Raw genomic sequence first — 14,315 nt, 5'->3', positions numbered from 1 at the left:
GACGCCTTCGGCCCAAGGTCGGTGGCGGGTCGTGAGTAGGGAGTCGCGTGGCTCTCAGTGACTGATGGCCCGTGTCCTGAAGGCCCCCTTTGAGACGTTGACCGGCCCCAAGGGAGCCGTCACGCACCGCACTCGGCAGCGCGGTTCAGCAGCAGGGTGCGCTCCCGGTCGTTCCCGGTCATCTCGGCCGCGCGCTCGAACTCGGCGCGGGCCTCGTCGAGACGGCCGAGCTTCGCCAGGAAGTCGCCGCGCACGCTCGGCAGCAGGTGATACGACTTCAGCGCGGGCTCCGACGTCAGCTTGTCGACGACCTCGAGCCCCGCCCCCGGCCCGAAGGCCATCGATAGCGCCACCGCCCGGTTCAGCTCGATCACCGGCGACGGGTTCAGCTTCCCGAGCCCTTCGTACAGGACCGCGATGCGGCCCCAGTCGGTCTCCTCACCCGTCCGGGCCCGCGCGTGGCAGGCGGCGATGGCGGCTTGGGCCGCGTAGACGCCGAAAGCGCCGTCCGCGAGCGACTCGGCGAGGTCCAGCGCCGCGAGACCGCGGCCGATCAGGAGCCGGTTCCATTTGGCCCGGTCCTGATCCATCAGCAGGACGGGCTCACCGTTCGGCCCGACGCGCGCGGCGGACCGCGAAGCCTGGATCTCCATCAGCGAGACGAGCCCGTGCACCTCGGGTTCCTTCGGCATGAGCCCGGCGAGGATCCGGCCGAGCCGCAGCGCCTCCTCGCACAACCCCGGCCGCATCCAGTCCTCGCCCGCCGTCGCCGAATAACCCTCGTTGAAGATCAGGTAGATCACTTCGAGCACGGACGAAAGCCGCGCGACCCGGTCCTCGCCCTCGGGCACCTCGAACGGCACCTTGGCATCGCCGAGGGTCTTCTTCGCCCGGACGATCCGCTGCGCGATGGCGGTTTCCTTGGCGAGGAACGCCCGCGCGATCTCGTGCGTCTGGAGTCCGCCGATCATCTTCAGCGTCAAAGCCACCCTGGCCTCGGTCGAGAGCACCGGGTGGCAGGCGGTGAACACCAGTCTCAGCAGGTCGTCCTCGATGTGGTCGTCGAGGCCCGAGGTGAAGTCGGGTTCCTCCTCGAACTCCTGGTCGCGGCCGATCTCGCCGAGTTTCCGCTCGTATCGTTCGTTGCGCCGGAAGGTGTCGACGGCGCGGCGTTTCGCCGTGGTCATGAGCCAGGCGCCCGGATTCCTCGGGACGCCTGAATCAGGCCACTGTTCGAGCGCGGCGACCAGCGCGTCCTGCGCCAGTTCCTCGGCGAGGCCGACGTCGCGCGTCATCCGCGCGAGACCGGCGATGAGGCGGGCCGATTCGATCCGCCACACCGCGTCGATCGCCGACCGGGGGTCTGCTGTTGCCGTCACGCCGACCAATCAACATCGTCGGCGCGACGACCGCAACCACTAGTTCGCCTCGGCCTGCTTCCGCAGGTTCTGCTCGTGCTCGATGATCTCGGGGGTGGCGTTGTCGAAATCCTCCAGCTCGGCGATCTGGCGGATTTCGATCTCGCCCTCGCGGAACGGCGCGCGCTTCATCCACTCGACGACCTCGGCCCTGTCCTTGACCTGCAGGATCCAGAAACCCGCGATGAGTTCCTTGCTCTCGGCGAAGGGTCCGTCGACCACCCTGGCCTCGGTGGTGCCGGAGTACTGGATACGGAAACCCTCGGCGCTGGGGAGCAGCCCTTCACCCGCGAGCATGACACCGGCCTTGACCAGCTCCTCGTTGAACTTCCCCATCTCCTGCAGGTCCTCGGCGCTCGGCTGCGCGCCTGCCGCGTCGGTCTGCTCGTCGCTCTTGACAATCACCATGAACCGCATTTCGCGTCTCCGTTCCCGGCGGGGCTCGTCCCTGCCACATCTACGCGTCGATCGGGCACCCCCGGTTTCGACACGGTCCCCGAAACTTTTTCCGCGAGTATTCGAGCAGCCGGAAAACCCCAGGTCAACCGCACATGAAACAATCTGCCGTCGTGGCCGCACTCCCCTCAGATCTCCGCTCCGCCCTCGACGCAGAGCTGAACAAGTACCCGCAGACCAGGCTGACGCAGACCGTCGAGCGGCTCAGCTCGCGCTACCGCGAGAACAACCCGGCGACGGCTCCGATCCTGTCCACCGACGCGGACATCGCCGCGTACGCGGGTTACCGGATGCCGGCCACCTACGCGGCCGTACACGCTGTTCTCGCCGAAGCCGCCCTCCGCGCTCCTGGGTTCGCTCCGCGCACGCAGATCGACGTCGGAGGCGGGACCGGTGCCGCGATCTGGGCGGCGGCCGAGGTGTGGCCGTCGCTGGAGGAGAGCACCGTCGTCGAGCAGGTCCCCGGCGCGATCGCACTGGGGCGGCGGCTCGCGGGGAACGCCGGCGGCAAGGCCGTCCGCGGCTCGACCTGGCAGCGCGGCCTGATCGACCCGGCCGGGCCCGCGCCGGACGCCGACCTGGTGACCCTCTCCTACGTCCTCGGAGAACTGCCCGAAGCCCGCCGGGCCGACACCGTCCGCTGGCTTTCGGCGAAGGCCGGGATGCTGGTGCTGATCGAGCCCGGCACCCCCGCGGGTCACGAACGGATCGTCGAAGCACGGGACCGACTCGTCGCACTCGGCCTCTCCCTGGTCGCGCCCTGCCCGCACGAAGGCGCCTGCCCCATCCCGCGCGGCAAGGACTGGTGCCATTTCTCCGCCCGCCTCCCGCGCACCGTCCTGCACCGCCAGCTCAAGTCCGGGACGCTCGGCTTCGAGGACGAGAAGTTCTCCTACGTCGTCGCCTCACGCACGACGCCGGAGCGCGCCGAGGGCCGGATCCTGCGGCATCCGGTCAAACGCAAGGGCATGGTCAGCCTGTCCCTGTGCGCCGAATCCGGGCTCACCGAAACGATCGTCACCAAGCGGCACGGCCAGGCCTACCGCGCGGCCCGCGACGCCGAATGGGGCGACGCCTGGCCAGTTCAGTCCCCCTCGTGAGCGGTAAGACCGGTTAGAGCCAAAGGTGGCTCAGGTACCTACGCGGTGCGCGGATGGCGGTTTCGCGTGATTGGCGGGACGACTCACGTGACCAGATGGACGACCCGCGTGTCGTCGTCCAGTCACGCGTGTCGTCCATCCCGTCACGCGAAACGGCCAGCCAGGCAAGGGTTTCGTAAGTGTCAGGGACGTTTATTGAGAGGTAGGCGAAGCTGTCGTGTTCGAGCGCGGTGCCGGTGACCGGTCCCGCTGCCGGGCCGCGGGCCGTGTCCCGCACGAGGAGATCCGGGAGGGGGTGGCTTTGCCTTGCCACTCACGAGACGCGACGCGCCAGGCCGCCGATGACGGTGAGCAACGCGCCCAGCGCCGGATTGTCGTTGCCCCGCCGCCACATCAGTTCGAGTTCCACCGGACGGCCCTCGATACCGTCCACCGGACGGAGCACGACACCCTCGAACCGCAGCGCGGCCGCCGCGGCGGGCACCAAGGCGACGCCGAGGTCCGCCTTGACCAGTGCGAGCACCGTGTGCACTTGGCTGGGGTACTGCGTGTACTCCGGCAACACCCGCGCCGCGCGGAACACCGCCACGAGCACATCGTGGAAATACCGGCCTTCCGACGGCGAGTACATGATGAACGGCTCGCCGTCGAAGTCGCGGACGTCGGGATTCTTCTTACGCCGCGCCAAAGGATGTGCCGACGGCAAGGCAGCCAGCAGCGGTTCCCGCCACAGCGGCAGGGTCACGATGTCGCCGCCGGTGACCGGCGGCCGGATCATGCCGACGTCGATCCCGCCCGCCAGCACTTCCTCCACCTGCGCCGACGTCACCATTTCCCGCAGCACCAGATCGACGCCGGGCAAGTCGGCGCTCGCCGCGGCGAGTACGCGTTCGAGGTACGAATACGCCGCGGTGGCGGTGAAACCGAGCGTGACGACCCCGACCTCGCCCTTCTTCGCCCGGCGGACGTACAGCGTCGCCTCCTGCGACGAGCGCAGTATTTTCCTTGCCTCGGCGAGAAAAACCCTTCCGGCGGGTGTCAGCCGGACCGTGCGGTGCGTACGGTCGAAAAGCTCGACCCCCAGTTCGCGTTCCAGCAACTGGATCCGCCTGCTCAACGGCGGCTGGGTCATCGAAAGCCGCTCCGCCGCACGGCCGTAATGCAGTTCCTCGGCCACCGCGACGAAACTCACCAGTTGCTCCAGGGAGAACACCTATCCAGTTTAGGTATCGATCCATGGCGAACAAGCGCCGAATCGGTATCGTTCCCGCCGCATCCGGCTCGAAAGAACACCAATCGCCCGTTCAGCCGGTTCCGGCTTCCCCGTCCGCGCCTAGGCTTGGAAACCAGCGTTCGTGGCTCAGGCCCTCGGCGACGGCGCCGACGGCGAGCTCTGGAGGGGGCATGTGCGTTCGCATTCTCGAAACCCGGGCCAAGCGGGAAAATCCGCTTTTCCGGCTGTTGATCCGTATTCAGCTCAAGGCGTCCTGGCGTTGAGCGCAGGCGCGCAGCCTGCTGATCGCCCGGTGTTTGGTCACCCGCACCCGTGACGAGGTCGTGTCGAGCGCCGCGGCGGTCTCGTTCGACGTCAGCTGGCCGATCACCCGCATTCCCAGCACTTCCCGGTGGGAGACCGGCAACATCCGCATCAGCCTGCCGAGCCGGACCCCGAGATCGTCCCGCAGGGCGCGCTCTTCCGGTTCCTCCGCGGCGACGGCCGGGTGCTCCGGGAGTTCACCGGTCGGGACCTGCCTGTTCCGCGCCGCCTTCCGGAAGACGTCGGCGACCTTGTTCGCCGCGATGGCACGCAGGAGGAACAGGAAGGAACCGCCGCGCAGGCCGTAGCCGGGAACCGCGACGAAGACCGCGAGGCAGATCTCCTGTGCGACGTCGGCCGGTTCGAGGTAGGTCAGGTCGTGACCGCCGAGCCGGGTTTCGGCGTACTGCCGCGCCCATGGCGTGAGGGCGGCCATGAGGTCGTCCATGGCGTGGCACTCGCCGCCCGCCGCGGACTTGGCGAGATCGTCCCAGCCGGCGGGGGAAATCCACGGCTCGCCCTCGCCGGTTCTTCGCACCTCGAAAACGTCGTCACTCATGCCCTGCTCCCCATGGACGAGAGAACTCTGTCGCCGGGGTCCAGGACGCAACGCGGACAACGGTAGTCGAGGAATCCGGCCACCTCAATCGACGAAGGCCGGCGATGAATTGTCCGCCTCGGCGCGAAACCGGACAGGTTCCCACATGTGGTCTGGACATGTTGGTATTCGCGACGTAACTTTCCGTGTTGAGACCCCTCGCCAAGGTCTCGCCAAGACCGGGAACGCGCCCCCGGCCGACATCCGCGAGCACCGTCGCGCCCAGCGTTCGCGCGGCGGGATTCAGCCGAGGAGTGAACTGTGCGCATCCGTCAGAAGATCCGGCGCGTCTTGACCGCGTTGGCGGTCGCTTTCCCACTGGTCACCGGGGTTTCGGCGCTTTCGGCACCCACCGCGGTCGCCGCGGGCCCCGATCCGCTGCCGCTGACCGTCATCAACGATTCGAACCGCTCGGACGCGGTCTACCTCTACGTGCTCGGCACGAACCTCAACACCGGCAGGCTCGGCTACGTCGACGCCGGCGGCGCCTTCACCCCGTGGCCACCCGGCGCGAACCCGCCGAGCCCAGCCCCGGACGTCGCGATCGCGGGCCCCGGCAACGGTGGCTCGACGACGATCAAGATCCCGCGGATGCTCTCGGGCCGCGTCTACCTGTCGTTCGGGCAGAAGATCAAGTTCTTCCTGACCCCGGACGGGCTGGTGCAGCCGGCGCCGTGGGCGGGTGGTGACCCGAACCGGGACATCCTGTTCGACTGGAGCGAGTTCACCTACGACAACGGCGGCCTGTTCATCAACAGCTCGCAGGTCGACATGTTCAGCGTTCCGCACGCGGTCGGGCTGACCAATGGCGCCGGCGTGAACAAGGAGGCCGGACGCCTCAAGGCGGGCGGCCGCAAGAACATCTTCAACGCCGTCCATGGCCAGTCCGGTTTCTCGAACCTGGCCTACAACCGGCTGCGGGTCCTCGCGCCGGGCAAGGGTCTCGACTCCGGCAAGTTCAGCGGGAGCTACCTCGACGGCTACGTCACGAACGCCTGGAACACCTACAAGTCGACACCGCTGACCGTGGTCCCGTTCGAGGCCGAACCCGGCAGGAAGTTCACCGGCCGGACCGGCGGGGACGATGTCATGCGCTTCACGAACACCTCGGGCGCGACGGTGGCGTCGTTCGGCAAGCCGAGCACTCGTGACGTCTTCGACTGCGACGGCAGGCTGCAGGCACCGAACGACCAGGTCGTCGGCCCGATCGCGCGGACGCTGTGCGCGGCGCTGCACCGGTCGACCCTCGGTTCCCTGCACACGCAGCCGACCTACGATGCCGGCCAGTTCTACAAGCAGTCCGTCACCGACCACTACTCGCGGATCGTCCACGAGCAGATGGTCGACGGGAAGGCGTACGGATTCGCCTTCGACGACGTCGGGCACTTCGAGTCGCTGGTACACGACGGCGATCCGCGCGCCGCGCGGATCGCCTTGACCGCGTTCTAGGAGTTCACTCCCGCCCCGCTCCCGATCCGCCAGGCCGACAAGCCGATACCGCTCGGTTTGAACGAGAACACCGGCGGTTCGGGAGTGCGGGTGCGTTCCAGCTCGTGCGGCATGTACCGCACGCATTTCCGGTGCCATTCCAGGATTCCCGACATCCAGTACTTCATGTGGTCGGCGTATCCGGTCAGCGAGGCGCGGGCGTCGTCGTCGAGCCCGAGGTCGTCGCACATCCGCGGCAGGTCCTCGTCCGCGAGCTGTTCGAACTGTTCCATCCGCGCGTTCATCAGCTTGGCGGCGTAGTCCCTGGCCTGGAACCGGTCCACGTCGAGGAAGCGCTCGACGACGTGGACGAGGTTGTGCACCTCGCCCTCGTATTCGATCTCCTTCTGGTACGAGAACAGGTCGTTGGTGAAGGTCCCGTAGTCCTGCGCCGCGGTGTCGAGTTCGTGCAGGACCCGGTTCTGGAAGATCTCCGGCGCCACGACGTCCCCGAGTTCGAGGAGGGCGAGGCTCTTCGTCAGGTCGGAACCGAACGTCCGCCGCCGCATCTCCACGTAGTCGACCGGGTCGGGGACGCGGTTCTGCGCCTGGTTCAGCACCTCCCAGACCCAGCTCGCGGTCATGCTCTCGATCGCCACCCGGAACTCCGCGCGCGCGTGCGGGCTCAGCGGTCCCGCGGTGCGGTTCCACAGATCGGCGAGGCCGACTTCGACCGGGTTCGCGGGCTCCGGCACCGGTTCGCCGTCGAGCGGCATGAACAGGGAGAGCCGGTCGTTGCAGAGCTTCGCCGCGGCGGGGTCCCGCCGCAGCCCGAAGAGCAGCGGGAAGTAGTCGTCGCCGTAGGTGCCCCAAGCGAGCCAGTCCGACGACAGTTTCAGCCGTTCGAAGTCCGCGTCCGCGTGGATCATCGCCGCGCAGTGCGGGAAGTCGAAACCGCGGAACCGGCGTTCGTCCCAGACCCCGCCCTGTTCGAGGTCCGGCACCGCGTCGAACATGCCCATCGCCCGCGCCCAGGTCGGGGCGTACTCCCGCGCGGCGGCGAGATGCGGGCTGGTGCGGACCGGGTACGGCATGCGGAATTCGGGCAGCGGCAGATGTCCCACCGGCGCGAACGGGGCTGGCGCCTGCTGCCGCGTCCGCTGGACCAGGCCCAGCCTGTTCGGCGAGAGACGCAACGACTCCGTGCCGAGTCCCGTCGGGCCGCCCAGCACGCCGCCGACGCCGTTCGCGCCCGAGACCGGGCCCTCGTTCATGTACCGGCTCGACTTCGCGTGCCATTCGTGGCCGCCGGACTGCCAGTCCTGCAGGCCCTTGACGTACCGGCCGATCCCGATCTGTTCGGGCGGCGGGACGTCGTGTTCGGCCAGCAGCGCGGGCACCTCGACGAGCGCGGTGTTCTCGAACTGCTGCAGCCGCGAGGTCAGCAGGTCGTTGGTGAGTTCGGCGGCCTCCTGCGTCGAGCAGTCGAGGAACTTCTCGAAGACGAGGACGGCGTTGGAGTTCTCGCCTTCCTCACGGACTTCGCGCTGGTAGGAGAACAGGTCGTTGCGCAGGTGGACGGCGTCGGCGAAGGTGTCGCGCAGGACCTCCAGCGGCCTGGTCGCCGCGACCTTGTCCGGCACTTCGGCGCCGACCGCGTACTCGATCAGGTTGGCCGACCACGGTGCCCCGCCGACGCGGCGGCGCATCTGGATGTACTCGATGGGATTCGCGATACGGCCGCGGTCGATGTTGTCCAGTTCCCACAGCGATTCGACCATCAGGTTGTGCGTACTGACGACGAAACGCCGCCGCCAGGCCTCCGTCATCGACGGGATGGTGCGCGCCCAAAGGTCCTTGAGCCCGGCTTCGGCGGGATTCTCCGGTTCCGGCGGCGTTTCCCCTGGCCCGGTCATGAACAGTTCCAGCCGGTCCAAATAGGCTTTGGCGCCTTCGGTGTTCCGGGTGTACTTGAATTGCGCGAGGAAATCGTCGTCGAAGAAGAACACCCAGACGTACCAGTCCGTGACCAGATCGAGGGACGGGCCGTCACAGTCCGGATGAGTGTGCGCGCAGAGCAGCGCGTAATCCATTTTCGCCAGCGCCTGCTCGGTCCAGACGACGTCGCCGGACGGGGCCGGCGAATCGAGCATGCCCATCTGCCTTGCCCAAGCCATGCTGTGCGTCCGCGCCGCTGCCAAGTGCGGGTTTATCCGCGCCGGATGCGGCACGTAGAACTCGGGCAAGGTGAAAGCCTGCATCTGCGAGTGCCTCCCGTACGCGGTGTCGAATAAGACTCGACATTTCCAGCCGACCGGTGCGCGGGGCAACAGCCACCTGAGCGATTCGGCGTACCAAGGAGTGAATCAGTCCCAGAGGGACGCCGAGTCGACGTAGGGCGCGAGCAACGCGGTCAATACCGCGTCACCGTTCCCGTTCAGTTCGTCCTCGGCGATCCGCCGGGCGACACCGACCAGGAAATCGGCGACCTGTACTCGCGGATCGGTCCGCGAGTCCACGAACTCCAGCCCGGCAAGGCCTGGATTCGCCTCGATTTCGGCGAGCCGTTCCCCCTTGAGCGACGGCTGCTCGTCGTGGACGAGGAAGACCGGCTCGCCGTCCTCGCTCCAGCGTCCGACGGCGCGGAGGATCGCGGGGACCAGCGGATCGAGGACCTTGGCGGCCCGCAACCCGGCCACTTTCGCCCGCAGCTGTGCCGTGTCGCCGACCAGGGCGTAGAACGACCCCGCCGCCGGATCCCGCCGGTTCCTGGTCCGCAACACGTCGTTGAACGCGGCCAGGAGTTCGCCGTCCGGCGAGACGCCCCGGCCGACGAGCGTGCGGAGTTCGTTCGCCAAGAGCAGTTTCTTGTCCACGAGGTACACGTGCGCGCGATCGTGGACCGGGCCCGACGGGCCGAGGAACCATTCGAGGACCCGCCGGTGCTTCGTGCGGAGCAGGTGGTTGGCCTTGTACTCGACCGCCGGCGAGCGGATCCTGCGCCGCAGCTCGACCAGGCAGGCCGCGGCGTCCTCGATGCTCAGCCGGACTCCCGCGTGGGCGAACACGTCGGTCTGCCCGCCGATCAGTTTCTCGCCCTCGGACCCGGACTCGTCGCAAGCGATCTCCAGGGGCACGCCGCGGATACTGCCTGATGAGATCGACGGCGTCGACCCACTTACGCGGGTTCGGGCAGTGGCTCGCCGGTCTCGAGCAGCGTCTTGAGGCTCGACAGGATCGACGGCCACCCGCCCTGGACCATCTCCAGCACCGTGCTGCCCCCGTCGAAACCGTCGTGCACCACGGTCAGCTTCACCGTGTCACCGACCGGCTGGAGGTCGAATGTCACCTTCGACCGCGACTCGGCTTGAACCTTCGCCGACACGTCGTCGTCGAGCCCCACGGACTTGGCGAACTCCGGGGTGAAGGTGTGCCACGTGTAGGACAGCCGCCGGTACGGGGCGGACTCCAGCACGACCTGTTCGGCGTCCTCCTGCTTCACGCCGTGCTGCTCCCAGGCCATCGTCGACCCTGGCTTCCAGTCCGAAGTGAACTCGCAGCCCCAGTACTGCTTCGTGAAGACCGGGTCGGTCAGCGCCCGCCAAAGCCGCTCCGGCGTCGTCTTGATGTAGCTGGTGTAGACGAATTCGTTGGTACTCATGGGTTCCTGCTCCAATGCCTGCTTCAGACCAGCGAGCGCGCCGACCCGGCCCTGGTGGTACCGGTCGATCCAGCGCTCGGCGATCGCGTTGATCGGCTCCGCGTTCACGTAATGCAACTTCTCGCGGCCACGCCACACCGTGGTCACCAGATTGGCCGCCTCCAGCACGGCCAGATGCTTGCTGACCGACTGCCGCGCCATCTCCAGCCCCGCGCACAGCTCGCGCAGGGTCTGCCCGTTGCGGGCGTTCAGGTCGTCGAGCAACCGGCGGCGACTGGGGTCGGCCAGTGCCTTGAAGACCTCGTCCATGTCGCCTTCCTCGATATGCAGCCTCGCGGCTGCCTTTAACTTTAGGCAGCCGCACGGGTGCATGTCAAGCGCTGCCGTCCTCGACAGGGGCTACGGCTTGCTGCTCGGCGAAGCCATCAACTGGACCGTGCCCACGACAGCGGTGATCATCGTCGCCTGCATGGCCGTCTGCGCACCACGACCTCGGCGAAGACCAGGGGAACCGTCACTGGCGAATCCCCGCGTCTGAAGGTTGCGAAGCCTGCCGAGATCTTCGACGAGTCCCTGCCGCGGCAGTACCCGGTTTCGGCAGGGCACGATGCGGGCAGCCACGGTTATGCGCGTGATTATTCAACCGTCTTACGGCACGAAGGAGGCGCGGCGGCACTGGGCGGAGACGCTGGACCGGCCGATATCGTTCCTGCGACCCCGGTATGCCGAGGCGCTGAGCGCGGATGAGCGTGCCGAGCTGATAGCCGCACACCCGGGCGGTGAGGCCCGTTTCTGGGGTGCGACCGCACAGCACGACAGAAAAATGGACAACCTCGACACAAGTGACTTCGTGCTCCTCACCGGGCAGAAGCACGTACGCGCGGCCGGGACCGTAGGCCGTTGCCTGCGCAACGACGAGCTGGCCCGCCGACTGTGGAACCCGGACCCGGCTCGCTGCTTGTGGCGCAACGTCTACACCTTCCACACCTATCATCCGACGGCGATCCCCTACGAGCACGTGTGGGCACTACCGGGCTTCACGGTCGGCGACAACTTCATGGGCCTGCGTTTCCTTGACGCGGAGAAGAGCGCGACCATCGTCACCGGGCTCGGCCTCGCGGACCTGCTCGTACACGGAGTGACCAACGCTCCACAAAGCCCAGTCTGATTCCCCCTTGCCCGTGCTCGGCAGCGTCAGTCGACCTGCCGGCCGACGCGCCGATCCGTTCCCAGGTAGCCGACATCCAGGCCGTGTCAGGGTGGTGTCAGTGCCGCGTCAGCACATTCGGCGATCGTGATCCCCGCAAGTCATCAGCACAGGTCTTCACCAGAAGGGGTCACGACATGGTGGACGGAACATCCGAGCAGGGGAACGTGCGACGCAGGACAGTCTTGGCCGGAGCACTGACCGCAGGCGCGCTCGTCGGCCTCGCCGGGCATGGCAACGCGGCCGAGGACAGCCATGACGGCAATGGCGTCGAGCACGGCTGGGGCAAGGTAGCCGACGTCTTCCGCAGGAACTTCAAGGAAAACCCCGGCGAAGTCGGCGCCGCGTGCAGCGTCTACGTGGGCGGCCGCCAGGTCGTCAACCTGTGGGGCGGCCTCGCCGACCGCGAGGCGAACCGGCCGTGGCGTAAGAACACCATCGTCCAGGTCGCGTCCACTACGAAGGGCGCCACCGCGATCTGCGCGCACATGCTGGCGCAACGCGGTGAACTGGACCTGGACGCCCCGGTCGCCCGGTACTGGCCGGAATTCGGCAACGCGGGCAAAGAGCAGATCCCGGTGCGTTGGCTGCTGTCTCACCAGGCCGGGCTGCCGATCGTCGACGGACCCCTGACCTTCGAGCAGGCCTGCGCCTGGGACCCGGTCATCCGGGCACTCGAGGCGCAGAAACCGCTGTGGAAGCCGGGAACCGAACACGTCTATCACAGCGTCACCTACGGATTCCTGGTCGGGGAAGTCGTCCGTCGCATCACCGGCAAGTCACTCGGGACGTTCTTCGCCGAGGAGGTCGCCCGTCCGCTCGGGCTGAGCGCCTGGATCGGGCTGCCCGAGAAACACGAGAACCGGGTGGCCAAACTCCACTACGCCGCCCCGTTCACCTTGGAAGAGCTGATCGCCGGCATGATCACACTGACCGGGCTGGACGCGGACACCGTCACCAGGTGGGTCAAAGCCCTCTGGGAGCCCGGCTCCGTGCAAGCCCGGGCAGGCGAACTGGGCGGCGCCCTCGACCCCACGACCGACTACTTCACCTCCCGCGCCTGGCGCGCCGCGGAGTTCCCGGCCGCGAACATGCTCGCCGACGCGCGATCGGTAGCCCGGATGTACGCCGCCACGGTGAGTACCGTCGACGGGGTCCGCCTGCTGAATCGGGCGGCCGTCAAGAAAATGACCACCGTCCAGACCGACAAGACGCCGATGCACGGACTGCCACCCGGACTGAACATCCCGGCTGACCGCTCCTTCTACATGTCACTCGGATTCCACCGGGCATGCCCGCCGATGCCGATGACCGGACCGGGTTCGTTCGGCCACCCGGGCTCCGGCGGATCGATCGGCTTCGCGGACCCGGACGCCGGTGTCGGCTTCGGTTACATCACCAACCTGTGGAACTTCCGCCCCGACGACCCCAGGGCCGCGAACCTGGCCAAGGCCGTCCGCGCCTGCCTCGGCTGACAGGCGACTACCCGACAACTGAGTACGAGCACTGAATGTCCTGTTAGGACTGTCAGGTCCGGTCCAGGCGGCGATCTTCTGGGCCGGACCTCTCGAGCGCAACCGACCCGGGCCGCTCGCCTGTCGACCGACCCGCCAAGGCGACCGTCGTGAAGTGGAATCAACGGGCGGCACACGATTGGACCTCATATCTCGAAGCTCGCCTACCCCACGGGCCCGGGATCTTAACCCTCACCGGCTGTTCGTCGCCGTCGGGCCACAAGCCGAGCATCGACGCCAAGGTTCGCTGGTCGTGGGGTCCCTGCGAGTACCCCTATCGCCCAAGGCTCCCTGCGACGGCGGGAACCTGTTGTCCTGGTATCTACGTACTGGCCGTCGGTGTTTTCCTGATGGGCACCGGAGATCGCGAGCGACGTCGGGAGCTCGGTCGCGGACGGGAGCCGAGACTTACCGCGAAAACCGTCTTGGCGTGCGTGCTGGTCACCAGGTCGGGGCACCGAGGCTGCGGGAGATCGAGCGGGCGGTCTCACGAACGGTCGCGACGAGGTCGCGACGGGGCTGTCGGTCTTCGTCGCAGATCCGCTCGATGGCGCCCGTAATCGCGATCGCGCCCACTGTGAGGTTGCGCTCGTCGTGGATGGGCGCGGCGATGGAAGCTTCCCCGTGAACGAGTTCATCGCGATCCATCGCCCAGCCCGCTGCCCGGATCAGGGTGATCTGCTGGAGCAGTTCGTCGCGCTGGATGATGGTGGCAGGTGTCTTGCCGGGCAGGTCGATGCTGCCGGCCAGGACGTCACCGCGCAGGTCGAAGCTGAGCAGGGTTTTGCCCAGCGCGCTGGCGTGGAGCGGCAGCAGCGCCCCGACCTCCAAGATCTGGAGGCTGTCATCCGGGCGGAAGACATGGTGGATGACGAGCACCTTGTTCTCGTGCACGGTGCCGATCCGGACGCTTTCACCCGAGCGAGTGGCCAGGGAATCCGCCCAGCTGAGGGCTCGGGAGCGCAGTTCATTGACGTCGAGGTAGACGTTGCCCAGGTGCAGCAGCGTCGGACCAAGCCGGTACTTCCCGCCGGCGCCGATCTGTTCGACGAACCCGACATACTGCAGCGTCTGCAGGATTCCGTGCACCGTGCCCTTGGGCAGGTTCATCGCGTGGGCCAGCTCGACGACGCCGAGCTGGCGCGACCCTGAGGCGAGCAGTCGCAGGATGGTGGCCGCGCGTTCGACCGACTGGATCCGTTCTGGCACGCTGCCACCCTAACGATGCCGCCAGCGCGACTGGAAGTTCACGACCCGTCCGGCGCCTCCTCGAACGGTGCTTGTCCGTTGAAGACCTGGTTGGCTCGTTCGCGGTCGAATTCGTTGGTCCAGTTTCCGACGAGGATGGTGGCGACGGCGTTGCCGGCGAAGTTGGTCAGGGCGCGGGCTTCGGACA

Annotated in this window: 13 protein-coding genes and 1 pseudogene; 5 read left to right on the top strand and 9 right to left on the bottom strand. The window is 67.6% G+C overall.

Going from position 1 to position 14,315, the window contains the following annotated elements; genetic code table 11:
• Nucleotides 1-119: 119 nt before the first annotated feature.
• Nucleotides 120-1,388, bottom strand: coding sequence for an RNA polymerase sigma factor (locus ACM6LU_RS31940; protein ID WP_414941532.1), 1,269 nt, complete (start codon nucleotides 1,386-1,388; stop codon nucleotides 120-122).
• Between the two features lie 30 nt (nucleotides 1,389-1,418).
• Entirely contained in the window at nucleotides 1,419-1,835 is a 417-nt protein-coding gene (locus ACM6LU_RS31935; RefSeq protein ID WP_414941531.1) for a YciI family protein, read from the bottom strand.
• Nucleotides 1,836-1,987: 152 nt separating this feature from the next.
• Between ACM6LU_RS31935 and ACM6LU_RS31930 the strand changes: the two genes are divergently transcribed.
• Nucleotides 1,988-2,974 (top strand): small ribosomal subunit Rsm22 family protein, encoded by a 987-nt coding sequence (locus ACM6LU_RS31930; protein ID WP_414941530.1) that lies wholly within the window; start codon nucleotides 1,988-1,990, stop codon nucleotides 2,972-2,974.
• A gap of 313 nt (nucleotides 2,975-3,287) precedes the next feature.
• Here the strand turns inward: ACM6LU_RS31930 and ACM6LU_RS31925 are convergent, their stop codons facing one another.
• Both ACM6LU_RS31925 and ACM6LU_RS31920 read right to left on the bottom strand, forming a co-directional pair.
• A complete protein-coding gene (locus tag ACM6LU_RS31925) occupies nucleotides 3,288-4,187 on the bottom strand; it encodes a LysR family transcriptional regulator (protein WP_414941529.1) in 900 nt (299 codons plus the stop codon).
• 259 nt (nucleotides 4,188-4,446) lie between these two features.
• Nucleotides 4,447-5,070, bottom strand: coding sequence for a sigma-70 family RNA polymerase sigma factor (locus tag ACM6LU_RS31920; RefSeq protein WP_414941528.1), 624 nt, complete (start codon nucleotides 5,068-5,070; stop codon nucleotides 4,447-4,449).
• A gap of 300 nt (nucleotides 5,071-5,370) precedes the next feature.
• Between ACM6LU_RS31920 and ACM6LU_RS31915 the strand changes: the two genes are divergently transcribed.
• Nucleotides 5,371-6,558, top strand: coding sequence for a beta-1,3-glucanase family protein (locus ACM6LU_RS31915; protein ID WP_414941527.1), 1,188 nt, complete (start codon nucleotides 5,371-5,373; stop codon nucleotides 6,556-6,558).
• Here ACM6LU_RS31915 and ACM6LU_RS31910 read toward each other — a convergent pair.
• From ACM6LU_RS31910 to ACM6LU_RS31900, 3 genes are all read right to left on the bottom strand, one after another.
• Nucleotides 6,555-8,798, bottom strand: coding sequence for a terpene synthase family protein (locus tag ACM6LU_RS31910; protein ID WP_414941526.1), 2,244 nt, complete (start codon nucleotides 8,796-8,798; stop codon nucleotides 6,555-6,557). The two genes, ACM6LU_RS31915 and ACM6LU_RS31910, sit on opposite strands and share 4 nt — an antisense overlap.
• Nucleotides 8,799-8,903: 105 nt before the next feature.
• Nucleotides 8,904-9,674, bottom strand: coding sequence for a DUF3800 domain-containing protein (locus ACM6LU_RS31905; RefSeq protein ID WP_414941525.1), 771 nt, complete (start codon nucleotides 9,672-9,674; stop codon nucleotides 8,904-8,906).
• Between the two features lie 41 nt (nucleotides 9,675-9,715).
• Entirely contained in the window at nucleotides 9,716-10,507 is a 792-nt protein-coding gene (locus ACM6LU_RS31900; protein ID WP_414941524.1) for an ArsR/SmtB family transcription factor, read from the bottom strand.
• A gap of 61 nt (nucleotides 10,508-10,568) precedes the next feature.
• On the opposite strand from ACM6LU_RS31900, the gene ACM6LU_RS31895 reads away from it, so the two are divergent.
• From ACM6LU_RS31895 to ACM6LU_RS31885, 3 genes are all read left to right on the top strand, one after another.
• On the top strand, nucleotides 10,569-10,736 hold the full coding sequence (locus ACM6LU_RS31895) for a hypothetical protein (protein WP_414941523.1): 168 nt from the start codon (nucleotides 10,569-10,571) through the stop codon (nucleotides 10,734-10,736).
• An 87-nt stretch (nucleotides 10,737-10,823) separates the two neighbouring features.
• Nucleotides 10,824-11,366 (top strand): hypothetical protein, encoded by a 543-nt coding sequence (locus ACM6LU_RS31890; protein ID WP_414941676.1) that lies wholly within the window; start codon nucleotides 10,824-10,826, stop codon nucleotides 11,364-11,366.
• 206 nt (nucleotides 11,367-11,572) lie between these two features.
• Nucleotides 11,573-12,880 (top strand): serine hydrolase domain-containing protein, encoded by a 1,308-nt coding sequence (locus tag ACM6LU_RS31885; protein WP_414941522.1) that lies wholly within the window; start codon nucleotides 11,573-11,575, stop codon nucleotides 12,878-12,880.
• 480 nt (nucleotides 12,881-13,360) lie between these two features.
• On the opposite strand, the gene ACM6LU_RS31880 is transcribed toward ACM6LU_RS31885, so the two are convergent.
• On the bottom strand, nucleotides 13,361-14,128 hold the full coding sequence (locus ACM6LU_RS31880; RefSeq protein ID WP_414941521.1) for an IclR family transcriptional regulator: 768 nt from the start codon (nucleotides 14,126-14,128) through the stop codon (nucleotides 13,361-13,363).
• 38 nt (nucleotides 14,129-14,166) lie between these two features.
• A pseudogene (locus ACM6LU_RS31875) lies at nucleotides 14,167-14,315 on the bottom strand (C4-dicarboxylate transporter DctA); the annotation flags it as partial.

The sequence above is a fragment of the Amycolatopsis sp. cmx-11-51 genome (genome assembly GCF_047608665.1).
Classification (GTDB): Bacteria; Actinomycetota; Actinomycetes; order Mycobacteriales; family Pseudonocardiaceae; genus Amycolatopsis.
Note: the sequence above shows the minus strand (reverse complement) of the source record. Positions and strands in the feature narration are given on the sequence as shown.